Origin of the sequence: Ferrimonas marina (genome assembly GCF_900129905.1) — a bacterium.
Taxonomy (GTDB): Bacteria; Pseudomonadota; Gammaproteobacteria; order Enterobacterales; family Shewanellaceae; genus Ferrimonas; species Ferrimonas marina.
Genome location: NZ_FQXG01000009.1, coordinates 158,731 through 184,466, shown reverse-complemented (window position 1 = coordinate 184,466; position 25,736 = coordinate 158,731). Strand labels below are relative to the sequence as shown.

At 63.3% G+C, this 25,736-nt stretch carries 24 protein-coding genes and 1 riboswitch; of the genes, 20 read left to right on the top strand and 4 right to left on the bottom strand.

Annotated features, from left to right (window positions below):
- From rsxC to BUC04_RS20350, 11 genes are all read left to right on the top strand, one after another.
- Positions 1–2,814: an electron transport complex subunit RsxC gene (rsxC, locus tag BUC04_RS20400; protein ID WP_067662102.1), complete on the top strand. Its 2,814-nt coding sequence runs from the start codon at positions 1–3 to the stop codon at positions 2,812–2,814.
- A complete protein-coding gene (gene rsxD / locus BUC04_RS20395; protein WP_067662100.1) occupies positions 2,814–3,860 on the top strand; it encodes an electron transport complex subunit RsxD in 1,047 nt (348 codons plus the stop codon). Before rsxC ends, rsxD begins: the two co-directional genes overlap by 1 nt.
- A 1-nt stretch (position 3,861) precedes the next feature.
- Positions 3,862–4,494 (top strand): electron transport complex subunit RsxG, encoded by a 633-nt coding sequence (rsxG, locus tag BUC04_RS20390; RefSeq protein WP_067662098.1) that lies wholly within the window; start codon positions 3,862–3,864, stop codon positions 4,492–4,494.
- A complete protein-coding gene (locus BUC04_RS20385; protein ID WP_067662096.1) occupies positions 4,491–5,186 on the top strand; it encodes an electron transport complex subunit E in 696 nt (231 codons plus the stop codon). The genes rsxG and BUC04_RS20385 overlap by 4 nt, the downstream gene beginning before the upstream one ends.
- Before the next feature lie 25 nt (positions 5,187–5,211).
- On the top strand, positions 5,212–5,853 hold the full coding sequence (gene nth, locus BUC04_RS20380; RefSeq protein WP_067662093.1) for an endonuclease III: 642 nt from the start codon (positions 5,212–5,214) through the stop codon (positions 5,851–5,853).
- A gap of 173 nt (positions 5,854–6,026) precedes the next feature.
- Positions 6,027–7,322 carry a patatin-like phospholipase family protein gene (locus tag BUC04_RS20375; RefSeq protein ID WP_067662090.1) on the top strand — a complete coding sequence of 432 codons (1,296 nt, stop codon included), beginning with the start codon at positions 6,027–6,029 and terminating at the stop codon, positions 7,320–7,322.
- A 173-nt stretch (positions 7,323–7,495) separates the two neighbouring features.
- Positions 7,496–8,731, top strand: coding sequence for a serine hydrolase domain-containing protein (locus tag BUC04_RS20370; protein ID WP_067662087.1), 1,236 nt, complete (start codon positions 7,496–7,498; stop codon positions 8,729–8,731).
- A 72-nt stretch (positions 8,732–8,803) separates the two neighbouring features.
- A riboswitch (Lysine riboswitch) is annotated at positions 8,804–8,975 on the top strand.
- Between the two features lie 95 nt (positions 8,976–9,070).
- Positions 9,071–10,438 (top strand): lysine-sensitive aspartokinase 3, encoded by a 1,368-nt coding sequence (gene lysC / locus BUC04_RS20365; RefSeq protein ID WP_067662084.1) that lies wholly within the window; start codon positions 9,071–9,073, stop codon positions 10,436–10,438.
- Positions 10,439–10,479: 41 nt separating this feature from the next.
- On the top strand, positions 10,480–11,256 hold the full coding sequence (locus BUC04_RS20360; protein WP_067662081.1) for a 2,3,4,5-tetrahydropyridine-2,6-dicarboxylate N-succinyltransferase: 777 nt from the start codon (positions 10,480–10,482) through the stop codon (positions 11,254–11,256).
- Positions 11,257–12,477 carry a PLP-dependent decarboxylase gene (locus BUC04_RS20355; protein ID WP_234977464.1) on the top strand — a complete coding sequence of 407 codons (1,221 nt, stop codon included), beginning with the start codon at positions 11,257–11,259 and terminating at the stop codon, positions 12,475–12,477.
- 21 nt (positions 12,478–12,498) lie between these two features.
- Entirely contained in the window at positions 12,499–13,635 is a 1,137-nt protein-coding gene (locus BUC04_RS20350; protein WP_067662079.1) for a succinylglutamate desuccinylase/aspartoacylase family protein, read from the top strand.
- A gap of 256 nt (positions 13,636–13,891) precedes the next feature.
- On the opposite strand, the gene BUC04_RS20345 is transcribed toward BUC04_RS20350, so the two are convergent.
- Positions 13,892–14,140 carry an RNA recognition motif domain-containing protein gene (locus BUC04_RS20345; protein WP_067662074.1) on the bottom strand — a complete coding sequence of 83 codons (249 nt, stop codon included), beginning with the start codon at positions 14,138–14,140 and terminating at the stop codon, positions 13,892–13,894.
- Between the two features lie 197 nt (positions 14,141–14,337).
- Between BUC04_RS20345 and BUC04_RS20340 the strand changes: the two genes are divergently transcribed.
- The 5 genes from BUC04_RS20340 (at position 14,338) to egtD (ending at position 19,040) form a co-directional block, all read left to right on the top strand.
- A complete protein-coding gene (locus tag BUC04_RS20340) occupies positions 14,338–14,745 on the top strand; it encodes a DUF350 domain-containing protein (RefSeq protein WP_067662071.1) in 408 nt (135 codons plus the stop codon).
- Between the two features lie 8 nt (positions 14,746–14,753).
- Positions 14,754–15,443 (top strand): DUF1190 domain-containing protein, encoded by a 690-nt coding sequence (locus tag BUC04_RS20335; protein WP_067662068.1) that lies wholly within the window; start codon positions 14,754–14,756, stop codon positions 15,441–15,443.
- Positions 15,444–16,625 carry a glutathionylspermidine synthase family protein gene (locus BUC04_RS20330; protein WP_067662065.1) on the top strand — a complete coding sequence of 394 codons (1,182 nt, stop codon included), beginning with the start codon at positions 15,444–15,446 and terminating at the stop codon, positions 16,623–16,625.
- 215 nt (positions 16,626–16,840) lie between these two features.
- The gene (gene egtB, locus BUC04_RS20325; protein WP_067662062.1) at positions 16,841–18,079 is read left to right on the top strand and encodes an ergothioneine biosynthesis protein EgtB; all 1,239 of its coding nucleotides are present in this window, start codon (positions 16,841–16,843) and stop codon (positions 18,077–18,079) included.
- A 4-nt stretch (positions 18,080–18,083) separates the two neighbouring features.
- Positions 18,084–19,040 carry an L-histidine N(alpha)-methyltransferase gene (gene egtD, locus BUC04_RS20320; RefSeq protein ID WP_073326123.1) on the top strand — a complete coding sequence of 319 codons (957 nt, stop codon included), beginning with the start codon at positions 18,084–18,086 and terminating at the stop codon, positions 19,038–19,040.
- Between the two features lie 66 nt (positions 19,041–19,106).
- On the opposite strand, the gene BUC04_RS20315 is transcribed toward egtD, so the two are convergent.
- Entirely contained in the window at positions 19,107–20,606 is a 1,500-nt protein-coding gene (locus BUC04_RS20315; RefSeq protein ID WP_067662060.1) for a BCCT family transporter, read from the bottom strand.
- 203 nt (positions 20,607–20,809) lie between these two features.
- Here BUC04_RS20315 and BUC04_RS20310 point away from each other — a divergent pair, with 203 nt between their 5' ends.
- The 3 genes from BUC04_RS20310 to BUC04_RS20300 all read left to right on the top strand — a co-directional run bounded on the left by BUC04_RS20310 (position 20,810) and on the right by BUC04_RS20300 (position 22,488).
- Entirely contained in the window at positions 20,810–21,166 is a 357-nt protein-coding gene (locus BUC04_RS20310; protein WP_067662054.1) for a D-Ala-D-Ala carboxypeptidase family metallohydrolase, read from the top strand.
- Positions 21,167–21,247: 81 nt separating this feature from the next.
- Positions 21,248–21,625: a hypothetical protein gene (locus BUC04_RS20305; protein WP_067662052.1), complete on the top strand. Its 378-nt coding sequence runs from the start codon at positions 21,248–21,250 to the stop codon at positions 21,623–21,625.
- Positions 21,626–21,795: 170 nt separating this feature from the next.
- Positions 21,796–22,488 (top strand): SPOR domain-containing protein, encoded by a 693-nt coding sequence (locus BUC04_RS20300; RefSeq protein WP_067662048.1) that lies wholly within the window; start codon positions 21,796–21,798, stop codon positions 22,486–22,488.
- Here BUC04_RS20300 and BUC04_RS20295 read toward each other — a convergent pair.
- Positions 22,485–22,997 (bottom strand): GNAT family N-acetyltransferase, encoded by a 513-nt coding sequence (locus tag BUC04_RS20295; RefSeq protein ID WP_067662045.1) that lies wholly within the window; start codon positions 22,995–22,997, stop codon positions 22,485–22,487. The genes BUC04_RS20300 and BUC04_RS20295 overlap by 4 nt on opposite strands.
- Positions 22,990–23,955 (bottom strand): aldo/keto reductase, encoded by a 966-nt coding sequence (locus tag BUC04_RS20290; RefSeq protein WP_067662043.1) that lies wholly within the window; start codon positions 23,953–23,955, stop codon positions 22,990–22,992. Before BUC04_RS20290 ends, BUC04_RS20295 begins: the two co-directional genes overlap by 8 nt.
- A gap of 164 nt (positions 23,956–24,119) precedes the next feature.
- Here BUC04_RS20290 and BUC04_RS20285 point away from each other — a divergent pair, with 164 nt between their 5' ends.
- Entirely contained in the window at positions 24,120–25,610 is a 1,491-nt protein-coding gene (locus tag BUC04_RS20285; RefSeq protein WP_067662041.1) for a DEAD/DEAH box helicase, read from the top strand.
- The last annotated feature ends 126 nt before the right edge of the window (positions 25,611–25,736 follow it).

Sequence of the window (25,736 nt, the reverse complement as noted above, 5' to 3'; positions counted from 1 at the left end):
GTGCAAACCTTGCTAGAACAGATCGACAAAGGCCAGCTCTGGACCTTCCCCGGCGGCATCCATCCGCCGGAGCGCAAGTCCCTGTCCAACCAGACCCCTATCCAATCCCTGCCATTGCCGCCGGTGTTGTGGATCCCGCTGCGCCAGCACATTGGTGTGGCCGGTGAACTGCTGGTCAAAAGTGGCGACAAGGTCCTCAAAGGCCAGCCACTGACCCGCGCCACCGCACCGATGACGGTACCGGTGCACGCGCCAACCTCCGGCACCATCGGCCGCATCGAACCGCGCACCGTAGCCCACCCCTCCGGCCTGAGCGAGCCCTGCATTGAGCTGCTGCCAGACGGCGAAGACCATTGGCGCCCCCGGACTCCGCGCTCCAGCATCCAGGCGGTGGACAACAGTGAGCTGCGCCAGCTTATCCAGGACGCCGGCATCGTCGGCCTGGGTGGCGCCACCTTCCCCTCGGCGGTAAAGCTGGGCGGCCACTCCAAGATCCGCTTTCTGCTGATCAACGGTGCCGAGTGCGAGCCCTACATCAGTGCCGATGACCGGCTGATGCGCGAACAGGCCGATGCCATCCTTCAGGGAATTGAGGTGCTGCGTCATCTCATCAGCCCGGAGCGGGTGGTCATTGCGGTAGAAGACAACAAGCCCGAGGCGCAACAGGCACTGACCGACGCACTGAGCCGCAGCAACCTGACCTCGGAGCAGGTGCTGATCCGCACCATCCCCACCAAGTACCCCTCCGGCAGTGAGAAGCAGCTGGTGCAGATCCTCACAGGCCAAGAGATCCCCCAGGGCAAGCTGCCGGCGGATCTGGGGATCCTGATGCACAACGTCGGCACCTGCTTTGCCATCAAGCAGGCGGTGTTTGACGACATGCCGCTGATCGAGCGGGTGGTCACAGTCACCGGCGAACAGGCGGGCAATCCCGGCAACTACTGGGTCCGCCTGGGCAGTCCCATCGACTGGCTGCTGGCCCAGAGCCAAACCGAGCCGCTGCCGCAGCAGCCGCTGATCATGGGTGGCCCGATGATGGGCTTTGCCCTGCCCAGCCCCAAGGTGTCGGTGCAAAAGGCCACCAACTGCCTGTTGGTGCCCAGCCTGTGCGAGCTGCCGCCACAGCCGCCGGCGCGCAACTGCATCCGCTGCGGTGAATGTGCCCAGGTCTGCCCCCAGCAACTGCTGCCGCAGCAGCTGTATTGGCACAGCCAGGCCGGCGAGCACGATAAGGCGGAAGCACTCAACCTGTTTGATTGCATCGAATGCGGTGTCTGCGCCTTTGTCTGCCCCTCGGACATCCCGCTGGTGCAGCACTACCGTCTGGCCAAGTCCGCGCTCAAAGATCAGGCTGCCAAGCACGCCAAGGCGGAACAGGCCAAGATCCGCTTCGAGGCTCGCCAGGCGCGTTTGGCAGAGGAGAAAGCCGAGCGAGAAAGCCGTCATAAGAAAGCCGCCGCGCTCAAGCCTGCTAAGCCCACTGCCGGCGTGGCCGCGGCCATCGCCAAGCTTAAAGCCGCCAAGGCCGACGATGCTGGTGACGGTGTCGATATGGCTGAACTGCGCCGCCGTCGTAAAGAGCAGGCTCGCCTGGCCAAGGCTCAGAAAGAGAGCGCCGAGGCTGCCCCCTCAACCGACAGCGCGGATGTCAGTGGTAAGCCCGCGGCCGTAGCTGCCGCCATTGCCCGGGCCAAGGCCAAGCAAGCCGCAGCCCAGCGTCAGCAGCACAAAGCGCCGACCGAGCCGGATAACGCCGAGCAAGCCAGCAGCGGGGGCGATGCCAAACGGGCAGCCGTCGCCGCCGCCGTCGCCCGTGCCAAGGCAAAACAGGCCGCCGCTGCAGACGCCAGCAAGACAGCAGACGCGCCGGCAGGCAACAAACCCAATCGCAGCGCCGCGGTGGCCGCCGCCATCGCCAAAGCCAAGGCCAAGCAAGCCGCGGCCAAAGCAGATTCTGGCAATGCGACCGAGCCAGCCTCGCAGGCTGACAATGCAGAGGCTTCAGCCCAGGCCAGCAGCGAAAGGTCGGCTAGCCCGGAGCAAAAACGCAGTGCCGTTGTCGCCGCTGCCATCGCTAAGGCCAAGGCCAAGCAGGCCGCAGCCAAGGCTGACAGCTCAGAGTCTTCAGCGCAGGCCAGCAGCGAAATGCCGGCCAGCCCGGAGCAGAAGCGCAAGGCCGCTGTCGCTGCTGCCATCGCCAAGGCTAAGGCCAAGCAAGCCGCAGCTAAGGCCAACAGTGCCGACGCGAGCGGTAGCAATGGCTCAGAGCCTACGCCGCCAGCCCAGCAGGCTGACAGCGCAGCGCCTTCAGCGCAGGCCAGCAGTGAACAGCCGGCCAGCCCGGAGCAGAAGCGCAAGGCCGCTGTCGCTGCTGCCATCGCCAAGGCTAAGGCCAAGCAGGCCGCGGCTAATGCGAGTAGCACCACTGCAGACTCTGGCGATACGGCCGAGCCAGCCCCGCAGGTTGACAATGCAGAGCCTGCAGCGCAGGCCAGCAGTGAAATGCCGGCCAGCCCGGAGCAGAAGCGCAAGGCTGCAGTCGCTGCTGCCATCGCTAAGGCCAAGGCCAAGCAAGCCGCAGCTAAGGCCAACAGTGCCGATGCAAGCGGGAGCAATGGTTCAGAGCCTACGCCGCCAGCCCCGCAGGCTGACAGCACAGAGACTTCAGCGCAGGCCAGCACCGAAAAGCCGGCCAGCCCGGAGCAGAAACGCAAGGCCGCAGTCGCTGCCGCCATCGCTAAGGCCAAAGCCAAGCAAGCCGCCAAGCGCGCCGAAGACGCCGCTGGTACGACACAGGACAAAGAGAACAACTGATGGCGTTTAAGATTGCCTCCTCCCCCCATATGCAGGATCGCCTGCCCACCAGCAAGGTGATGATGCTGGTGGTGTTGTGCACCCTGCCCGGCGTCCTCGCCCAATGGTATTTCTTTGGCTGGGGTAACCTGGTCCAGATCGCCCTGGCGGTGGTCACCGCCCTCGCCGCTGAAGCAGCCTGCGTGGCGATGCGCGGCCGCTCCATCAAGGCCGCCCTGTCCGACAACACCGCGCTGGTCACCGGCGTACTGCTGGGGATCTGCCTGCCGCCGCTGGCTCCCTGGTACATCCCGGTACTGGGCAGCCTGTTTGCCATTGTGCTGGTCAAGCAGGTCTACGGCGGGGTTGGTCAGAACCTGTTTAACCCGGCCATGGCCGCCTACGTCACCCTGCTGATCTCCTTCCCGGCACAGATGACCCAATGGCTGCCGCCACAATCCCTAGCCGAGACCACCCTGGGCCTGGGCGACAGCATTGCCGCCATCCTCACCGGCCTGGAGGGTGCCCAGGTCGAAGCCCTGCGTTTGGGCATCGACGGCACCACCATGGCCACCCCGCTGGATACCCTCAAGACCGATCTGACCCTGGGCTACACCGCCAGTGAAAGCCTGGCCAAGCCGATCTTCGATGGCTTTGTCGGCGTGGGCTGGGGCTGGGTTAACATGGCGTTCCTAATCGGTGGCCTGGCGCTGCTGAAACTCAAGGTGATCCGCTGGCACATCCCGGTGGCGATGCTGGCCTCCCTGAGCCTCTGTGCCCTGATCGGCAACCTGCTGCACCCGGATGGTACCGGCAGCCTCAGCCTGCACCTGTTCACCGGGGCCACCATGTTCGGCGCCTTCTTTATCGCCACCGATCCGGTCAGCGCCGCCACCTCCAACCGGGGTCGGCTGGTATTCGGTGCCCTGATCGGCGTGCTGATCTACCTGGTGCGCACCTTTGGCGGCTACCCCGATGCGGTGGCGTTCGCGGTGATGCTGGCCAACCTGAGCGTGCCGCTGATCGACTACTACACCCGCCCTCGCACCTACGGACACCGGAGCTGACATGATCCCGTCAATGAAGAAGAATGGCGCTCTGTTGGCCCTGTTTGGCCTGGCTTCCGCCGGCCTGGTGGCCCTGACCTTTCAGGGCACCAAGGATAAGATTGCCGAGCAGCAGCGCTTACAACTGCTGGCTACCCTGGACCAGATCATCCCCGCCGAGGGCTACGACAACGCCCTGCACGACAGCTGCAAGGCGCTGACCAGCCCTCAGTACCTAGGCAGCCCGGCGCCTCAGCAGGCGTTCGTTGCTACCGAGCAAGGGGAGCCTGTGGCTGTCGCCATCGAGGCCACCGCGCCGGATGGCTATAACGGCGACATCCACATCATCGTTGGGGTCAGCTGGAGCGGCGAGATTCTGGGGGTGCGCACCCTGTCCCATAACGAGACCCCGGGCCTGGGTGACTGGATTGAGACCCGTCGCTCCGACTGGGTCAGCAGCTTCGAGGGTTACCGACTGGAGACCGCCACCGACAGCCGCTTTGCGGTCAAGCGCGACGGTGGCGACTTCGACCAGTTCACCGGCGCCACCATCACCCCGCGGGCCTTTGTCGGGGCGGTGAAGAACGCCCTGATCTACTTCGATCGCAACAAGGAGAGCATCCTGCTCGCCCCCGGTTGTGGAGAGACACTATGAGCCAATACCGCGACATCGTCTGGCAGTCGCTGTGGAAGAACAACCCGGGCATCGTTCAACTGCTCGGCCTCTGCCCGCTGCTGGCCGTCACCAACACCCTGACCAACGCCATGGGGCTGGGCCTGGCCACCATGGTGGTGCTGATCGGCTCCAACGTGTTGGTCTCTTTGCTGCGTAAGGGGATCCCCAACGAGATCCGCATCCCGGTCTACGTGATGATCATCGCCTCGCTGGTGACCTGCGTGCAGCTGCTGGTCAACGCCTACGCCTACGGTCTCTACCTGAGCCTGGGGATCTTCCTGCCGCTGATCGTCACCAACTGCGTCATCATCGGCCGGGCCGAGGCCTTTGCCTCCCGCAACCCTGTTAGCCTGGCGGCCTGGGATGGCCTGATGATGGGCCTGGGCTTTACCCTGGTGCTGATGCTGCTGGGCGGCACCCGCGAGCTGGTGGGTCAGGGCACCCTGTTTGATGGCGCCGATCTGCTGCTGGGCGACTGGGCCAGCGTGTTGCGGGTCCAGCTGTTTGAGCTGAAAAGTCCCTTCCTGCTGGCGCTGTTGCCGCCGGGTGCCTTCATCGCCATGGGCCTGCTGATCGCCCTTAAGAACCGCCTGGACGCCAGCATGGAACGGCGCTTTGCCCCCAAGCCGGAAGACGCAGCCAAGGTAGAGCGCGTGCGCGTCACCCAGTAACCTCGATTTTGTTTAGGGAAGCACCATGAATAAAGAGAAACGGCGCCAGATACTGGAGCGCCTGCGCGACGACAACCCCAACCCGGAAACCGAGCTGGAGTTCTCCAACCCCTATGAGCTGCTGGTGGCGGTGGCCCTGTCCGCCCAGGCCACCGATGTGTCGGTGAACAAGGCCACTCGCACCCTGTTTCCCGCCGCCAACACGCCACAGGCGATGCTGGATCTGGGAGTAGACGGGGTCAAACAACATATCAAGACCATCGGCCTCTACAACACTAAGGCGGAGAACGTCATCAAGGCGGCCCGCATCCTGGTGGAGGAGCACGGTGGTGAGGTGCCGGAGGATCTGGATGCCCTGGTGCGCCTGCCCGGGGTAGGTCGTAAAACCGCCAACGTGGTGCTCAACTGCGCCTTTGGCTGGCCCACCATCGCCGTGGACACCCACATCTTCCGGGTCTCCAACCGCACCAAGTTCGCCATGGGTAAGAACGTCGACCAGGTGGAGGAGAAGCTGCTCAAGGTAGTGCCCGCCGAGTTCAAGGTGGACGTCCATCACTGGCTGATCCTTCACGGTCGCTACACCTGCCTGGCCCGCAAGCCGCGCTGCGGCTCCTGCCTGATTGAAGACCTGTGTGAGTTCAAAGAGAAGGTCTACCCGGAAGGGTGACCCCCATGCGGGCACCACCCCGGTGCCCGCCTCGCTCCAAGCCCCTACCCACTGCCTGCTTCTCCCAGCATCGCCTGAGCCTGCCTGCTGTCGACCAGCGCAAGGACAAAGCCCACTGTAAGTAAGTCGCTCCCGTGTGTATCATCAAGCGAAACCGGCTGATGGATTGGCACATGCCCGCTCGAACTCTTTGTTTCTGCTTTGTTCTGTTGCTGACGGCCTGCGCCAGCAACCCACCTCGCACCTTGCCTGAAGAGTTAACCCGAACCGTGCCTTGGGGCACCCTCGAAGCCCAGGATGACCTGAGCGCCCCGGAGCCGATCCCCGAGTACGCGCAGATCGTCATCAACAACATCCAAAGCCACCGTCAGCAATACCCGGATCAACCCATTCCGATGAACCTGCTGCTGTTGTCCGGCGGCGGCGTGCGCGGCCATTACGCCACCGGGATCCTCTCCGGTTGGAGTGAAACCGGTACCCGGCCCGAGTTTGATATCGTCACCGGCGTGTCTGTTGGCGCGCTGATCGCCACCTATGCCTTCCTGGGCTCCGATTACGACCAACAGATGATCCACGATGGCTACGCCGCCACCGAGCTACTCTCTTCCAACAAGGCGCAGGTCTCGCTGTTCAAAACCGGTTCTGAGTATGTGGGTGAGGGCTTTATGTCGCTGCTGGAACAGAGCCTGACGCCGAAGGTGATCGCCGCGGTCGGTGAAGAGTACCTTAAAGGCCGCCGACTCTACGTGGGCACAACCAACCTGGATGGTGCCCGGTTTACCGTCTGGGACCTGGGTAAGATCGCGATCAGTGATCGTGCCGACAAGCACCAGCTTTACCGCAAGGTAGTGCTGGCGTCCGCCTCGGTGCCCATGCTGTTTCCGCCGGTGATGTTCGAGGTCAACACCCCCGAAGGCCGCTTCGAGCAGATGCATGTGGATGGCGGGGTGACTCAGAACGTGTTCTTCGCCGACTATGACGCCATCTGGCATGAAGTTGAGCAAGTCATCGAGCTGGAGCACGAGGATTTCATTATCAACAACTACGTCATCCATAGCGGTCGGCTGGATGACGGCCCGCCGGCACCGCCGGTCACCAACAGCCTGTTTCCCATCATGGCGCGTTCGGTCTCCACCCTGCTCAAGGCCAACTCCGCCAGCTCAATCTATAAGCTCTGGCTGACCTCCATGGTCCAACAGGCCAACTTCCACCTGGCCTCGATCCCACCGGATTTCGAGCTCAACAGCGATCTGACCCAGGTCGACGATGAGGAGATGCAGCGGCTGTTCGAGCAGGGTTATCAACGTGGTAAAAACGGCATGGCCTGGCTGACCCAACCGCCGACAAGAGACCAAGCCGAGCTTCAGCGTATGCTGGGATCCAGCACCCTAAAACAAAACTTTGAGCGCTGGTTCTACAAGCAACGGGCACTGCAGCAAAGTTTCACCCCAGAAAGCGACATCCATTAACCCTCCGGTCGCGCCAAGCCTCAGGCCGCTGAGGCTTGGCGCACTGAAAGGCTAATCAGGCCAGGCGGGGGTAACCTGGTATCGGCCCCCAGCGCGACCAAAATCCGGCACCGTCGCAGAAAGCGGATACACTCTAGATCATCACCGGTCACCGCAGTCGAGATGCCAACCCCATGGGTAAGGTTCGCGCCACCGCTTGCCTGATACTGATCGCTATTACCGTCTGGTTGCCCAGGGATACGGCGGCCACCGAGCTGCACCGCACCCTGCTGCGCCAGGCCCAGGAGCTCGATGCCAACGGCCTCTCGGTGGCCTGGGTCCGGGCAGAGGAGCCGATCCAAACCTTCGCCACCGGCTACGTTGACCCGCAACACAATCAACCCATGACCACGCACCACCGCTTTCATGGTGGCCATACCGGCCGGGCTCACCTGGCCGCCCTGACCCTGCTGCTGGCTCAACAGGGTGTGCTGGATCTCGACGCCCCCATCGACCAGTACCTGGCAACCCGCTACCCCTGGATGATCGAGCTTCCCAACTACCCTACCCTCACCATTCGTCACCTGCTGCGGCACAGCAGCGGCCTGCCGGATCCCCTATCCCAGCGGCGCCTGGCCTGGTCGATGTTGTGGCGTAACCTCACCGATTGGGAGCAAGCCTATTCCGCCACCTTTGTGCTGGAGCGACTGCGCAGTCGCAGTCCACTGTTCCCCGCCGGACAGCAGATCGCCCTGTCGCCGGCCAACGACAACCTGCTGTGCCTGATCATCGAGTCCGCCACCGGCGACGACTACTACCGCCAGCTCTATCGCAAGGTGCTGCTGCCGCTGGGGCTGGTGGACACCCTGCCCGCCAACCAGCGTCAGATCGAGGGGCTGATCCCCGGCTACCTCAGCAGTCGCAATCCGCTGATGCGGCTGGCCATGGGCCCGGACGGGCGTAACCTCAACGAGCAAGGGGAGCTGATCGTACCGCCTCAGCTCGACTGGAGCGGGGTTGGCCTGGTGACCACACCCAAGATGCTGGTGCGCTTCTACCATGGCCTGTTCAACGGCCAGCTGCTGGACGAGGAGACACTGACCCTGCTGCTGACACCGCCACCACTGCCGCGCTACAGCCGCCCCCGGGTCAACGCCCCCTATCCCACTACCCTGTCGCTCTATCCCCAGGAGCAGGGCCACCGGCTGTGGGTCCATCACGGCTACTTCCCCGGCTACGTCACCCTGGTCCACCACCTGCCCGAGCACAACCTCACCCTGGCAATCCAATCCAATCAGGACACCCTGCTGCAGGCGGCCCTGCCCAAGCTGTTGGGACAGCTGCAGGCAGCCTTGCTACCGGCGGATCCCGATCAGCACCAACACGCCACCACCGGGCCGGAGGAGACCGACTCGCTGGCGGTTCAGTGATTGACATCGTCCGGTGAGCGATGTTTAATGGCCCCGTCCCATATTTGTGGCCGTCCAGATGGACAGCCCACCGGGACCAGAAGAGGAGCGCCAACCAGGTACTCTGTTCGAGGTGAGCAAACACCGATGACAACAGACGATGGGGATTGGCGCCGAGGCAGCGGGCCGTTTGGCTCGGATCGCTGCCGGTTGTAGAGGCTGAATCCTCGCAACTGTCACCCTTTGGTGGAGAGCTTCTGGTCTTTGCGAATCCTTTTGCCGCCCAGCCTGGGTCGGCCCTCGGTGCAAATGCCAAGCTCTCCGAACTTAACGTCTGTTTACTAAGTTCGAGAGAGAGCGATGTCCCAGTCACATCCCAATTCCGTCTTCTCCGTTGCCAAGTTTGGCGGCACCAGCGTGGCCGATTACGCCGCCATGCAGCGTTGCGCCGAGCTGGTGGCCAGCCGTCCCCAGGTCCGCCTGGTGGTGGTCAGTGCCAGCGCCGGCGTCACCAACGCCCTGGTTGCCCTGGGCAACCAACCCGATGCCGCCGAGCGGGATCAGCACCTGGCCACCATCCACCGAATCCAACAGGGGATCTGCGAGCCGCTGGCCGAGCCGGCGGTGACCGAGCAGGTTCACCTCTGGCTGGACCAACTGGCCACCCTGGCCAGCGTCGGCCCCAGCGCCACTGTTGCCGCCTGGAAGGATGAGCTGCTGGCCTACGGCGAGCGCTTCTCCTCGCTGCTGTTCAGCCGCATCTTGAACCAGCACGTCAGCGCCAGCTGCTTCGACGTGCGCCAGGTGATGCGCACCGACGGCCACCACGGCAAGGCGATGCCCAACCAGGCCGAGATCCGCCAGCTGTGCCAGCAGCACTTGGCCGCCCAGCTCGAGCAGCAGGTGGTGGTTACCCAGGGCTTTGTTGGTGCCGACGCCGACGGCCACACCACCACCCTCGGCCGCGGTGGCTCCGATTACAGCGCCGCCCTGCTGGCTGCTGGCTTACAGGCCAACGAGGTGGAGATCTGGACCGATGTGGCCGGGATCTACACCACCGATCCCCGCCTTTGCCCCGGTGCCCGCGCCATCGCCGAGATCAGCTTTGCCGAGGCCGCCGAGCTGGCCACCTTCGGTGCCAAGGTGCTGCACCCCGCCACCCTGATCCCTGCGGTTGCCAACAACATCGCCGTATTTGTCGGCTCCAGCCGTGAACCGGTTGCCGGCGGCACCCGCATCCTGCCCACTACCCAGCAGCGTCCCATGGTGCGCGCCGTGGCGCTGCGCCGCCAGCAGACCCTGGTGACCGTCCATAGCATGAACATGCTGCACGCCACCGGCTTCCTGGCCGAGGTGTTTGCCATCCTCGCCCGCCACAACCTCAGCGTCGATCTGGTCACCACCTCCGAGGTCAGCATCGCCCTGACCCTGGATGAGGCGGGCAGTGCCGCCAATGGCCACGAGCTGCTGACCGAGGCGGTGCTGGCCGAGCTGGGTCAGCTGGCCCGGGTCGAGGTGGAGCGGGATCTGGCCCTGATCGCGGTGATCGGTAACGACGTCCACAGCCGCCCGGCGGTAAGCGAACTCACCTTCGCCACCGTGGCGCCGGACAACGTGCGGATGATCTGCCAGGGGGCCAGCCCCCATAACCTCTGCTTCCTGGTGAACGAAGCGGTCGCCAACCAGGTGGTCCAGCGTGTCCACGACCGCTTTATCGACGCCGCCTAAACAACAAAAACGATAACGAACAAGATCAAAAGGAAAAATCCATGTCCCAAGCTCAAGCCATCACCCTCCCCACCTGGCAGACCCTGTTGAACCAACTGGAGCAAGGCCAAGTCCGCGCCGCCTACCAGGATGAGCAGGGCCAGTGGCACGCCAACACCGAGGTCAAGCAGGGGATCCTGTCAGTGTTCCCCGCCGGCGAGATGACCAGCTTTGATGACGACTTCCCCGGTGCGGTGGACAAGCACAACCTGGCCCCGCGGCGCTTCACCGTGGCCGATCAGGTCCGCCAGGTACCCGGTGGCAGCGCGGTGCGCCGCGGCGCCTATGTGGCTCCCGGGGTGGTGATCATGCCGCCGGCCTACATCAACATCGGCGCCTACGTCGACAGTGGCACCATGGTGGACAGCCACGCCCTGGTGGGCTCCTGTGCCCAGATCGGCAAGAACGTGCACCTCTCCGCCGGGGTGCAGATCGGCGGCGTACTGGAGCCGGTGGGCCAGGCCCCGGTGATCGTCGAGGACGACGCCTTCATCGGTGCCGGCTGCGTACTGGTGGAAGGGGTGATCGTTAAGCGCGGCGCCGTGCTGGCCCCGGGCGTTCAGCTCTCCGCCGCGGTGCCGGTGTATGACCTGGTCAACCAGCGCCAACTGGACAAGGGCGAGCCGATCCCGGAGAACGCCATCGTGGTACCCGGCAGCCGTCCGGCCAGCAGCGAATGGGGCCGGCAGATGGGTCTGTCGGTGCAGTGCCCGGTGATCATCAAGTACCGCGACGAGCGCTCCGATGCGGCACTGGAGCTGGAAGAGGTATTGCGCTAAATGAACCAGCCCCACGCCATCCCGGTGCCGATGCTGACGCCGCTGCAACAGGCAGCGGCGCAACTGGCCAGCCCCTTCTACGCCTACGACCTGCCGGGCCTGCAGAGCCACCTGCAGCGTCTCGGTGATGCCCCGGCCAAGCTTTGGTACGCGGTCAAGGCCAATCCCCTGTCCCGGGTGATCCAGTGCCTGGACCAGGCCGGCTTCGGCTTTGACGTGGCCAGCCCCGGTGAGCTGGAGCAGGTGCTGGCCCAGGGAGTCTGCCCGTCGCGGATCCTCAATACAGGTCCTGTTAAGACCCCGGCGATGCTGCGCCATTTTGTTCAGCGCGGTGTGCGGATCTTTGTGCTGGAGAGCCACCAGCAGGCCGAAGATCTAGCCCAGGTGGCCCGGGCCGAACAGGTCCAGGTGCAGGTGCTGCTGCGGGTTCAGCTGGCCTGGCCCGAATCCGAGCAGGAGGGGATCAATGTACTCGGTGGCAGTGACGCCACCCCCTTTGGCCTGACACCGGAGCAGTGGATGCCGCAAGCCATCACCCTGGATCCGGCGCTGGAGCTGATTGGCGTGCACTGCTTCCAGTGGGGCAATATCCTTGAAGCGCAGCAGCTGCTGGCTCATTGGCAGGCGGCGATGCCGCAACTGGCCGCCCTGCTGGATGCCTGGCAGGTGGAGCAGCCCATCGTCGATTTGGGCGGTGGCCTGGGGATCCCTTACCATGGCCAAAGTAAGGATCTGGACTGGGGCGCCATCTGCGCTGGCCTGGTCGAACTCAAGGCTCGCTACCAGTTGGGTGAGTGCTGGATGGAGCTGGGCCGCTACGCGGTGGGCCCGCACGGGGTGTACCTCAGCCCGGTAGCGGACATCAAGGCCAACCAGGATGTTCGCTTTGCGGTGATCGAAGGCGGCAGCCAACACGCCCTGCGTCCGGCGCTCACAGGCCAGGCGTTTCCGGTAACCCCACTTGGCGAGGTGGCCGGCGAGCTGGGTCCGTTCCAGATCCGCGGTGCCCTGTGTACCGGGCTGGATAACCTGGGTGACGTCAGCCTGCCCGAGGGGCTGGCCCGCGGCGACTGGCTCTGCTTTCACCAGGCCGGTGCCTACGGCTTTACCGAGAGCATGCCCTACTTCTTGTGCCACACCCTGCCAGCGGAGCTGGTCTGGGATGGCGAGCAGCTGCACACCGTTCGTCCGGCCCAGCCCGCCAGCCACTACCTGGCCTGATCGCGATTTAGGAACCACGACATGAAGATCGAAAAGACCACCCTGACGGTGGCCCAGCACCCCACCGGCGTGGATCTCGCCATCCCGGTGATCACCCTCACCGGCACCGAGCCTGGGCCCAAGGTCTACATCCAGGCCAACCTGCACGGGGCCGAGGTTCAGGGCAATGCGGTGATCCACCACCTGCTGGAGGCGTTCAAGGCCAACCCGCCCCGCGGTCAGATCACCCTGGTGCCATTGGCCAACCCCATCGGCATCAACCACAAGAACGGCGAGTTCACCCTGGGCCGCTTCGATCCGGTCACCGGGGTCAACTGGAACCGCCAGTACCATTTCGACGGCAGCGAACTGGCGGGCTTTGTCGCCGAGCACCAGGAGCAAAGCGACGAGGCCATCCGTGACGCCTTTCGCCAGCGCCTGACCGCCCAGCTGGATCAGCGCCTCGACTCTCCCTGGGGGCTGACCGTGGGCCAGCATCTGTGCCTGCGTCTGCAGCGGATGGCGGTGGAGGCGGACATCGTGTTGGATCTGCACACCGGGCCTGTTTCCGGTCGCCACCTCTATGTGCCCCGCTATGCCCGGGAGCGGGCACGGGACTTCAACATCCCGCTCAACATCCTGATGCCCTCTGAGTTTGGTGGTGCCCTGGATGAAGCCAGCTTCAGCCCCTGGTGGCAGCTGGCCGAGCGCTTTGCCAGCCAGGGCCGTGAACTGCCGGTGTTTGTCGACAGCTTCACCCTGGAGCTGGGCTCCCAGGAGTACCTCAACGTGGCGGACGCCCGGCGCGATGCCTTGGGGGTGCTCAACTACCTGCAGCACAGCCACCGCTCTGCCCCCTGGGGCGCGCTGTGGGCCGATAGCCCGTTCCAGTCCGAGCCGGTCACCCGCCACGCCTGTGAGCTGGAGGACTACCGCGCCTACTACAGCCCCAACGGCGGCCAGGTAGAGTACCTGGCCCCGCTGGAGCAGCTACTGAAAGCCGGCGAGCCCCTGGCCCGACTCTGGCACTTCGACCGCCTGGCAGAGACCGACGAGGCAGGCCTGTGTGACACCCTCACCCTGCCCTGTGACGCCATCCCGGTGCTGCACTTTGCCTCCGCCAGCGTGCAGCGGGGCACCGAGCTGTACAAGCTGCTGACCAACACCTTCGAGCTGTAACCTGCCCTCTGCCGATTTGCTTCATCGAGCAAAGCCTGCTTAATATGGAGAGGAATCAATGCAGAAGGGAGTAAATCATGGCCAAGAAAGGCAATAACAAACGCATTCGTCAGATGATGAAGGATCTGGACAAGGCTCTGGGCACCGCGCCCAAAGAGGCAGAGAAGAAGGCCGCCTAAGGCGCGCTCTGAGTCAAGAAAACCCAAGGGGCCCATCGGGCCCCTTGTTGATCCAGCGACGGCGGATATCCACCGATTCAGCAGTTGCGCGGCTTGGCCTCGTTGACCCGTACCGTGCGCCCCTCCAGTGATTGACCATGCAGCGCGGCAATGGCCGCCTCGCCTTCACCGCGATTGGCCATCTGCACAAAACCAAAGCCCTTTGACTGGTTGCTTTCCCGATCCATCACCACGGTGCAGCGCAGCACCTTGCCAAATGCCTCGAAGGCCTTCTGCAGAGCGGTTTTGTCCACCGAATAGGCCAGGTTGCCGACGTAGATGTCCATTCTGTTTCTCCTCCTTGATAGCTCAACGATACCGAACCAGTAGAAAAGCCCTTTATGACAATGCAAAGACGCTGTTGAGAAAGTTTTTCAATTTGCTTCTAACCGTTTCCCCGCCTTGTTATTTGGCCGACTTTCGGCGATAACACCCTCTATTCTTTACACTCTGTTGTATTGCACCCTAACCCCAAGGAATCACCATGAACGGATCCCTCGAGGGCCTGCTGCCCTTTCTGATGTACTTCGCCACCGGCCTGGCCGCCATGGTGGTGTTCAAGGTCCTCTACGCCCTGCTGACCCCCTTCGACGAGTGGGAGCTGGTAAAGAAAGACTTCAACACCGCCGCCGCCATCAGTATCGGTGGTGCCCTGCTGGGCTTCACCCTGGCCCTGGCCTCTGCCGCTGAGCACTCCATCGCCTACACCGACTTCCTGATCTGGGCAGCCGTTGCCATGGCCGCTCAGCTGCTGACCTTTACCGTGGTGCGCTTCGTATTACTGCCCAACATCGTCAGCAAGATCGAGAACAATCAGATCGCCGGTGCCGTGGTACTGGCCAGCATCAACATCAGCGTCGGCGTGCTCAACGCCGCCTGCATGAGCTACTAGGAGTTGCAATGAAACGCAGTCGTAACGTTCGTCTCTCCCGCTTCCGCAAGCAGTTGCCGGCAGCCACCACCCTGGCGGTCTCCGTCTCGCTGGTGCTGTCCGGCTGTGCCCCGGCCCCCAAGCAAGAGGAGGCGCAGATCTACCGCAACGCCGAAGAGTGCAAGCAGGTCTACCCCGATCAGCCCGCCTTGTGTGACCAGGTGTTTGGCTCCGCCCAGGTCGACCACCTGGCCACCGCGCCGCGCTTCGATGGCCTGGCCCAGTGTGAGGCCGACTTCGGCGTCGGCAACTGCGAACCGGCCCCGGAGAACACCCAGGCATTCAACAACCCCGATGCCGCGGCCGCCAGCGAGCCGGGCCAGCAGTACGCCAGTGGTGGCGGTGGCTGGTTTATGCCGATGATGATGGGCTACATGATGGGCTCGATGATGGGCAACCGCGCCCCGCGCCAGGCGCCGGTCTACTCCTCCTCCGCGCCTAACTCCCCCATCCGCGATAAGCTGGTGACCGGCAAGGGTGACGTGGTGGGTAACCGCGGCGATCGCACCGTACGCGCTGCACCTTCCGCGTTCCAAAAAGCCTCTGCCCCCACCCGGGTGACCCGGGCAGGTGGCTTCGGCACCATGGCCGCGCAGAAGGCCCAGGCCAGCAGCCGCGCCACCAACACCCGCTCCACCAGCCGCAGCTTCGGAGGCTAGATGCAGCGTCACCTGATCACCCCCCGCGCCCACTGGCAAGAGCAGGCCAAGGAGTACGGCTTTAACTTCCATACCATGTATGGCGAGCCCTACTGGGATGAAACCCGCTACTACGCCTTCACCCTGCAGCAGATTGAGCAGGATCTGGAAGATCCCACCGAGGAGCTGCACCAGATGTGCCTGGAGGTGGTGGACGAGGTGGTGCGTAACGAGAACCTGCTGCGCCGCTTTGCCATCCCGGAGGAACACTGGGATCTGGTGGCCTCCTCCTGGCGTCTGAAGGAGCCCAGCCTCTACGGCCGGATGGACCTGGCCTACGACGGCAAGGGGCCGGCCAAGTTCCTCGAGTACAACGCCGACACCCCCACCTCGCTGTACGAGTCCGCCTTCTTCCAGTGGTTGTGGCTGGAGGACCGGCTCAAGGACGGCACCCTGCAACCGGGCAGTGACCAGTTCAACGGCATCCAGGAAGCGATGATCGCCCGCTTTGCCGAGCTTAAGGGCCAGTGGCCGCCGACCCCGCTGCACTTCGCCTCCTGCGAGGAGAGCGTGGAGGATCGCGGCACCGTGCAATACCTGGAAGACTGCGCTGCCGAGGCCGGGCTGGAGACCCGCTACACCGCCATCGAACAGATCGGCCTGGGCGACATGGACCAGTTCGTTGACCCCGAGGGCAACGACATCCGCGCCTGCTTCAAGCTCTACCCCTGGGAGTTCATGCTGCGGGAGGAGTTCGCCCAGTACGTACCTAAGGCCAACGTGCGCTGGCTGGAGCCGGCCTGGAAGTCGATCCTCTCCAACAAGGCGATCCTGCCGGTGTTGTGGCACAACCACAAAGGCCACCCCAACCTGCTGCCCGCCTACTTCCCGGACTTCCTCGATACCTGTACCGAGAGCAAGCTGGTGAAGAAGCCGATCTACTCCCGCGAGGGGGCCAACATCGAGATCCTGGAACAGGGCAAGGTGGTCGAATCCTCCGGCGGTGCCTACGGCGAGGAAGGGGTGATCTACCAGGGCTACACCCAGCTGCCGCGCTTTGGCGACGGCGACAAGCCGGATCACGCCCTGATCGGCTCCTGGGTCGTCGGCGACAGCGCCGCCGGGATCTCGGTGCGCGAGGATCACAGCCGTATCACCCAGGACCTGTCCCGCTTCGTGCCTCACATCATCCTGCCGGAATAACATCCGCGACTTTGCAGAAACGCCCCTCCGCCCGAGGGGCGTTGTTGTTTCTGCCACCTGTACCTTCCCGCCCCGCCTATCACTCTACTCGCATCCGACACACCAATGTCATACCCCAGCGTCACCCTGAACTGAAGCCGCCTCACTTCGCCCTTTTTCGACGTAGTGGCCAGGCCCAACTATGGTTGTTGCAGTGCAAAAAAAGAGAGTGAGCGATGAGTGAGCCAGCGCCAAGCCCTTGCCAATACCCCGATATCCGCCGTCAGACGGTGGCCCTGACCGACGGCCTCAGCGCCGAGGACATGGTGGCCCAGTCGATGCCGGACGCCAGCCCCATCAAGTGGCACCTAGCCCACACCACCTGGTTTTTCGAACAGTTCATCCTCAAACCCCTGTTACCCGGCTACCGCCAGTTCCACCCCCAGTTCAATGCCCTGTTCAACTCCTACTACCAGGGCCACGGCCGGCCCTTTCTCCGTGCCCACCGGGGCCTATTGACCCGCCCCAGCCTGCAGCAGGTGCTGGACTACCGAGCCCATGTGGACCAGGCGATGACCCAGACCGCTGACCGCTTCAGCGTCCCCATCGATTTCTGGCAAACCCTTGGCCTGCACCACGAGATGCAGCACCAGGAGCTGATGCTCACCGATAGCTTGCACCTGTTGTGGCACAACCCGCTGCGCCCCGCCTGGCGCGCCCCGCGTCATCAGGCCAAAGCCAAGGCAACGCCACTGAGCTATCACCGCTTTGAGGGCGGACTGGTCGACATTGGCCAACCAGAGAATGAGGGCTTTGGCTTCGATTGCGAGCGGCCACGCCACCCATATCACCTGCAGCCCTATCGCCTGGCCAACCGGCCCATCAACAACGGTGAGTGGCTGACCTTTATCCAGGACGGTGGCTATCAGCAGGCCACCCTGTGGCTCTCCGATGGCTGGGCCCTGGCCCAGCAGCAACACTGGCAGGCCCCACTCTACTGGGAGCAGGACGCGGATGGTCAGTGGCAGCAGTTTACTTTGGCCGGACTGCAACCGCTGGATCTCGAAGCCCCGGTCAGCCACATCAGCTACTTCGAAGCAGATGCTTATGCCCGCTGGGCTGGCGGTCGTCTGCCTACCGAGCAGGAGTGGGAGCACGCCGCCCAGGATCAGCCTATCAAGGGCAACTTTGTCGAGAGCGGCAATGGTCTACCCCAGGCCAGCCCGGGAAAGGGGATGCAGCAACTCTTTGGTGATGTGTGGGAGTGGACCCAGAGCCCCTACGTCGCCTACCCGGGCTTTCGCCCCACCGCCGGCATCGCCGGCGAGTACAACGGCAAGTTCATGTCGGGTCAGTACGTACTGCGCGGCGGCAGTTGCGCCACCCCCAAGGCCCAGATGCGATTGAGCTACCGCAACTTTTTCTACCCCCACCAACGCTGGCAATTCTCCGGAATGCGACTGGCTAAGGACTGACACCATGCCTGGATCCCACCCTCAACCCGCGCCCGCGTGGCAGCGGGACAGTGCCCTGCAAGAGGTACTGGATGGGTTACAACAGCCTCAGAAAACCCTGTCTGCCAAGTTCTTCTATGACGCCCGCGGCGCTGCCCTGTTTGACCGGATCTGTGAGCTGCCGGAGTACTATCTCTATCGTTCCGAGATGGCGATGCTGCCGGCCATTGCCAGGCAGCTGCAGGCGCACTTCGACGGGCCGATGGAGCTGGTGGAGTTCGGCGCCGGCTCGCTGGTCAAGGTGGCCGAGCTGTTGGCCGCCAATCCCAGGTTCCAACGCTTCTACCCCATCGACATCGCCGGCGACCACCTGCGCCGTGCCGCCGAAGGCCTGCAGCAGCGCTTCCCCAAGGTTGCTATCTGTCCCATCGAGGCGGACTTCACCCAGGACGTGGTGCTGCCGGAGCGTGGTAGCCAGCGACTGGGATTCTTTCCCGGCTCCACCATCGGCAACTTCCAGCCCGACCAGGCCCGCAGCTTTCTGCAGCGCCTGCGCCGCAGCCTGGGTCGGGGCTCGCACCTGTTGATTGGGGTGGACACCAAGAAGTGCCCGCACCAACTGCACCGGGCCTACAACGACCAGGCCGGCGTCACCGCCCAGTTCAATCTCAATATCCTGGCCCACCTCAACCGGCGCTGGCAGCTGGGCTTTGCCACCGAGCAGTTTCGCCACTACGCCTTCTACCACCCGGGCCAAGGCCGCATCGAGATGCACCTGATCAGTGAGCAGGACACCGAGCTCAACATCGGCCCTCACCGCATCGACCTGGCCGCCGGCGAGAGTATCCACACCGAGAACTCCTACAAGTACACCCCGGATGAGTTCGGTCAGCTGGCCAAATCCGCCGGCTGGCAGCCGGTCACCCACTGGCTGGCAGAGCAGGAGCGGTTTGCGGTTTACCTGCTGCAAGCCCCCCAATAGGCGCCACTAAAACACTCAGGCCACCGAGCGGTGGCCTGAGTGTTTTAGTAGTACCGAAGCTGGGTATTATCGCGCTGCCCGAGTGCGCCACAGATCCCGCAACAGCATCCCCACCTGCGCCAGCAGCACCAGGGTAAAGGGCAAGGCGCCGGCGATGGCCACCTGCTTGTTTAGATCTACGTCGTTGATGTACAGCAGCGCCATGGAGAGGGTCACCAGCAAGGCAGCCCAGAGCAGGCGCCCCCAGTGGCTGTCATCATCGGACAGCCAGCCACACACCAGCAGCGCCGAATCCGCGCTGGTGATGATGAAGGTGATCAGCAGCAGGATGGCGCAAAGCGACAACACCGCCCCCAGCGGGAACTGCTGGAAGAAGCGGAACAGCCCCTGGGTGTAGTCCTGGTTCACCGCTTCAATCACCGCTGGCGCATAGGGCTGGGCCAATGCCGCGCCGCCAAAGGCGCTGAACCAGAGCAGTGAAGCGGCGGTAGGCACCAACACCACACAGAGCAGAAACTGGCGTACCGTGCGGCCCCGACTGATACGGGCGATAAAGGGGCCAACAAAGGGCGCCCAGGCCACCCACCACACTAGGTAGATGACGCTCCAGTCCAGGCTCCATTGACGGGATTGAGGGTCAATTCGGGTCGAGACCTCCGGCAGGATCGCCAGGTAATGCCCCACTGAGGAGGCCAACCGGGTCAGGGTTTGCCAGGGATCGATCCACAACAAGACCACCGCCACCATCACCAGCATCAGCAACGCGTTGAACTGGCTCAATCGCCGGATCCCCCGCTGCAACCCCAGGATGGAGGAAGTGGTAAACAGCACCGCAATCAGCAAAATCAGGCCATAGCGAAAGCCCACCGAGCCGATCTGCGGTGACAGGGTCTGCTGCAGGCCGGTCTGCACCAGCGCGATGGTATTGGCGAAGGTGCCGGCCACCCCGAATAGAATCGCGATGATCGCCAGCCAATCCAGCAAGCGCCAGCCGCCTTTGTTGGCCTGACCGGTAAAGCTAGAGGAGATATGCAGCGAGCGGCCCCGGCCGAAACCAAACCAGGCAATGGCCAGCCCCGCCAGGGCGTAGATCGCCCAGGCATGGACACCCCAGTGGAAGTAGGTCAGCGCTAGGGCATGATCGATGCCCCGGGCCGCTTCCGGCACGAAGGCCGGCGGATTAGCAAAGTGAAACACAGGCTCCGCGATGCCCCAGAATATCAGGCCGGAGCCCATGCCGGCGGTGAACAGCATTGCCAACCAGCTCCAGGTGGAGAACTCCTGTTGGGCCTCAGCCCCCCCTAATCTCAAACGGCCCACCGGGCTGGCGCTCAGACCCAACGCCAACAGCACCAGCAAGGTGGAGAACAAGATAAGGGCGATACCGAAGCGCTCGATCACCACCTGGGTAAACTGGGCCACCGCCCCAACGCCAACACTGGGAAAGGCAACAAACAGGCCCATCAAAACGGCCACCACGACGATGCCAAAACGGCTCCAGCACCTACCCGCTTGATGCGGGGAACTTCCTTGCTGTTGGCTCACACCTACCCTCTTGTTATGCATTGGCTTTCTGACTCAAGCCCTGCAAGCGTACACCAAAACCTTCACCGGGACAGAGCCCATGCCAGCTCAACTTGGTCCGGGCTGCTAGCCTGGCCCTGGCCCCACTGGATGTCGCGTTTTGTGCCTCACTCACTCCAAGGCCTCTCAGCCCACGGCGGCCCAAGCCACAGTCAGGGAACGCCGTACCGGTTTGAGGAGAGACCATGGCAACCCGTATCAGTGAGCATTTTCTGCGCGAGGAGTTTGCCTGCAACCATTGTGGCGAACTGCCTTACGATCCCCCCCGGCAGCTGCTGGAGATCCTGGAGGACCTGCGCGCCGAGTTCGACAGCCCGGTGATCATCACCTCCGGCTACCGCTGCCCCATCCACAACCGCAATGTCGGCGGCGTCAAACACAGCCGTCACCTGGAGGGAGATGCTGCCGATGTGAAAGTTAAAGGGGTCGATCCCCACGACGTCTATGTCTTTCTTGACCAGCGGGTCGGTTCACTGGGAGGCGTGGGCAAATACAACAGCTTCACCCACGTCGATACTCGCGGAGCGCGCGCCCGCTGGTAGAAACGCTCGGCTCAAGTCCGCTGCGCGGTCAGTCGCCAGCGGGCTAAGCTCTGCCCACAAGGCGTGGCTAAGGAGGAAGGGATGCAGCGAAAACCGTTAACCTTCGGAACACTGTTGACTGCGGTGCTGGCCATCGTCAGTGCCAACGGTTGGGCCCAGCACAAGCCGGACGGGCAATACCAAAGTAGCCAAGGGAAGTTGACGCTTCAAACCTTGGGCGAGGGCTACGTGACGATCAAGCTTAAAAGTAACAACTGCAACGTAGACCACGACGGCAGTCGCGCCATGACCTTTGCCCCCGGCGGCATCCACTGGCTGGACGAGCAAGGTGAGCCGCTGTTGGTGATCTTCTTCCTGCAAGACCAGGCCCTGGTTTACGGAGAATCCCCCAACTTTAGCCAGCGCTATTGCCAAAATGGCTCAGATGTCACCGGGACATACCAGATACAGAAGCCGTAAAGAGACAGCCACACCACAACAACTCACTCAAAACTCAAAGCCCCTCCGCGCCATACCTTATGAACAAAGAAAAGGCACAACTCCAGTGAACCGAGGTGATCTGGGTCCACGGAGCCGTCCGGCTTGTCGTACACATTCCCGTGCTGCAACGCCACCCTTCGGAGGCCGCCATGAACAATCTGCAACGAATCACCCTGGGCGCCATCGGCGGGATCACGCCGTTTCTGATCACGCTCCTCTCCATCGATTTTCATTCGGTGTTCGGCGGCTACAAAGCGCTGGACTGGGTTGGGCTGGCCGTACGCTGCATCATCCTCATCTTTCTTGGTGCCCTGGTCACCTTCATGCACAAGAACGAGACCGAGAATTTCAAACTGTTCCAGCTCGGTCTGGCGGCCCCGGCGCTGTTGGCCACCTACATCAACGGCAGCCCCGGCAACAGCCAGATGCTGCCCAGCTCCGCCGATAATGGCACTACCGTTTCGATCAGCCTGTTGCCCCAGGCCCATGCCGACGCTTCAGAACGACGCCAGCAGTACCTGAATGAGGGGATGATCAGGGAGCCGCAGGTCTCGGCCTATTCCCGCTTCCTCCGGGGTGCCTTTGGCAAGAAGATCGAGACCTCGGGAGACGACAAGTTTTTCGTCATTGCCGGCTCGCACCAAGCTCGCCAGAGTGCCGAAAACCAGGTGGCCGCGTTGAAGGAAAAGGGGTTTGAGGCCACGGTATTCAAGCCCTATGGCGACTCCAAGCACTTCTCGGTGGTGATTGCCGCCTACGTCAGCAAAAGCGAAGCGACACAGGTGCGGGATCTGGCCCTGCGCAACGGTTTGCCGAGCGACACCTTTATCTGGACCTTCTAGCGCCCGTCCTCGGCCAGGTTCAGTCGGTAGCGCTGCATCGCACCGTCACTGAGCCGGTCAAAGCCGAGGCGCTGAAGCAGGCGAATGGAGGCCAGGTTATCCTCTGCCACGCCCGCCTCGATCCAACGCAGTTGTCCCTGGTAGTGAGGGAGTAGGCCCTGCAGCATCTCGAAGGCCAAGCCCTGCCCCCAGGCAGACTTGGCCAGCAGATAACCTAGGTGTCCCCCGTCGCCCTGCCGGTGCAGCAAGACAAAGCCGATCAGCCGCCCCTCCTGCCGCACCAGGTAGAGATCGCTCTGCTGACTCTGCTGCGCAAGCCACTGCCTGGCCTGCTCAGGGCTTGTCACGCCGTGAAACGTCGGTGGCAGTTCGGCCACCACCTCGGGCTGCAGCACCGTCACTACCTGCTCAAACAGCTCCGGCTGCGCCGGCGCATCGGCCGACGACCAGCGAGTCAGGCTCAGGCGCTGTGTGGTAACAGGGCTGTCCCGCTGTGCTCGCTCATTCATCCCAGAGATTTTCCCGGGTGTAGGGGCTGCCCGCCATCTCCCAGAAATGGCCATCGATAAAGCGAAAATGCTTATCCAGCTTGGCCAGAGTCGCCATCTCTTCGCCTGAGAGGGTCAGCTTGGCTGCGGCGAAGTTCTCCGCCAGCCGTTGGGGATTGGCGGATTTGGGGATCACCACCACACCCCGGGCCAGGTTCCAGGCCAGCACCACCTGCGCAGGCGAAGCGCTATGGGCCTCGGCGATGGCGAGGATTTCAGGATGGCTGAGCAGCGCCGGTTCGTTCTGGCTTTTGAGAAACTCGGGGCGGTCTGCCGAGCCCAGCGGTGAGTAGGCGGTCACTTGAATACCGGCTTGATGACAGAAGGCCACCAAGGCTTCTTGCTGCAGGTATGGGTGCATCTCCACCTGGTTGTTGCAGGGCGTAATGCGTGCTTCGGCCAGCAGGGACTTGATCTTCTTCACGCTGAAGTTGGACACGCCGATGTGCCAGGCCTGCCCGGCATCGACACAGGCCTCCATCGCCCGCCAGGTGTCGATCAGCGGCAGCGCCTCTAGGCTGACAAACTCCTCGCCCGCTTTGGGAAAGCCCACCCCTTTTTCAAAGGCGATGGGCCAGTGCATCAGGTAGAGGTCAAGGTAGTCCAGCTGCAGCCGCTTCAAACTCTCCGCCAGAATGGGGCCCACCGACTCCGGGTGGTGATAGGCGTTCCACAGCTTGGAGGTAATAAACAGCTCACTGCGGGTCACCTCGCCAGCAGCGATGGCATCCGCCAGAGCCTGACCAATCTCCGCTTCGTTGTCGTAGGCGTAGGCACAATCCAAGTGACGATAGCCGATGCGGATCGCCTCCCTTACCGCCTCGTACACCACACCGGGATCGGACTTCCAGGTGCCCAGGCCCAGTTGCGGGATGGTGCCATCAGGTTGCAGCGGCAAAACGGGGATGGATGCGGACATGATTAACTCCCAAAGCTGAATACTGTGACAAGCCTAACCATAATCAGATGACAGCGGTGCGATCCACCAGATGAATCTTATGACCGGTCGATTGCCTTACAGGGTGGCTTCGGTTACCCTTGCCGCCCCCCCTGCCGGGCTAACGCCCCTGACGAGACTGTCCTATGAAATTTGCCGATCTGGGCTTGGCCGCCCCCATTCTCGAAGCCGTTCTAGAGAAGGGCTACGATACCCCCTCCCCCATCCAGGCCCAGGCGATCCCAGCCGTCCTGGCTGGCCGGGATGTTATGGCCGCCGCCCAAACCGGCACCGGCAAGACCGCCGGCTTTACCTTGCCGCTGCTGCACAACCTGTTCCTGGGCCAGCGTGCCCGTGGTAACCAGTGCCGCGCCCTGGTGCTGACCCCGACCCGCGAACTGGCGGCCCAAGTGGGCGAGAGCGTTAAGGCCTACGGCAAGAAGCTGCCATTGAAGAGCACTGTGGTGTTCGGTGGGGTGAAGATCAATCCGCAGATGCAGGCCCTGCGCGGCGGTGTCGACGTGCTGGTGGCGACCCCGGGTCGTCTGCTGGATCTGCACCAGCAGAACGCGGTCAAGTTCGACCAGCTGGAAGTGCTGGTACTGGACGAAGCGGACCGCATGCTCGATATGGGCTTTATCCGCGACATCAAGAAGATCCTGGCGCTGCTGCCGAGCAAGCGTCAGAACCTGCTGTTCTCCGCTACCTTCTCCGATGAGATCCGGGACTTGGCCAAGGGCCTGGTGCGGGATCCGGAAGAGATCTCCGTGACCCCGAAGAACAGCACCGCCAAGCGCGTGGAGCAGTGGCTGCACCCGGTGGACAAGAAGAAAAAGCCCAAGCTGTTGATGGACCTCATCGTCGACAACGACTGGCAGCAGGTGCTGGTGTTCACCAAGACCAAGCACGGGGCTAACCGTCTGACCCGCTACCTGGATGAGGGTGGCGTCAGCGCGGCGGCCATCCACGGCAACAAGAGCCAGGGCGCCCGCACCAAGGCGCTGGCCAACTTCAAAGACGGCGCCATCCGGGTGCTGGTGGCCACCGATATCGCCGCCCGAGGCCTGGACATCGACCAGCTGCCCCAGGTAGTGAACTACGAACTGCCCCAGGTCGCCGAAGACTACGTCCACCGCATCGGCCGAACCGGCCGTGCGGGGGCCAGCGGCAAGGCGATCTCCCTGGTCTGTGCCGATGAGCACGAGCTGCTGGTGAAGATCGAGCAGCTGATCCAGCGTCACCTGGAGCGTACCCCGATGCCTGGCTACGAGATGGCCCACCCGCTGCCGGAATCCAAGCCGATCCGTCCGCCGAAAAAGCCCAAGAAGCCGAAGAAGCCCAAGGCGGAGCACCACGACGGTCAGCGTGGCGTGCGCAGCGACCACGGCGAACAGGCTAAGCCACAACAGCGTCGTCGCCGCTCCGGTGGCGGCCAGGGCGGTAACGGTGGCAATGGCGAACAGCGCCAGGGCCAGCGCCGCCGACAAGATCAAGGGCAGGGCCAAGGTCAGCGCAGTGGCGGTGGTGACGGCCAACGCTCTGGCAACCGCAGCGGCGGCCAAGGCCAACGCTCCGGTAATCGCAGCGGCGGTGGCCAGGGTCAACGCTCCGGCGGTCAGCGTTCCGGTAACCGCTAACCCACAACAGGGATAGCCACAAAAAGGCCACGCCTTGCTCATGCCGGCGTGGCCTTTTAGTATCTAAAGACAAAGTAATCGCTTGCGCATGGATGCGAATGAGCGATCGACCACAGGTTCAAGGAG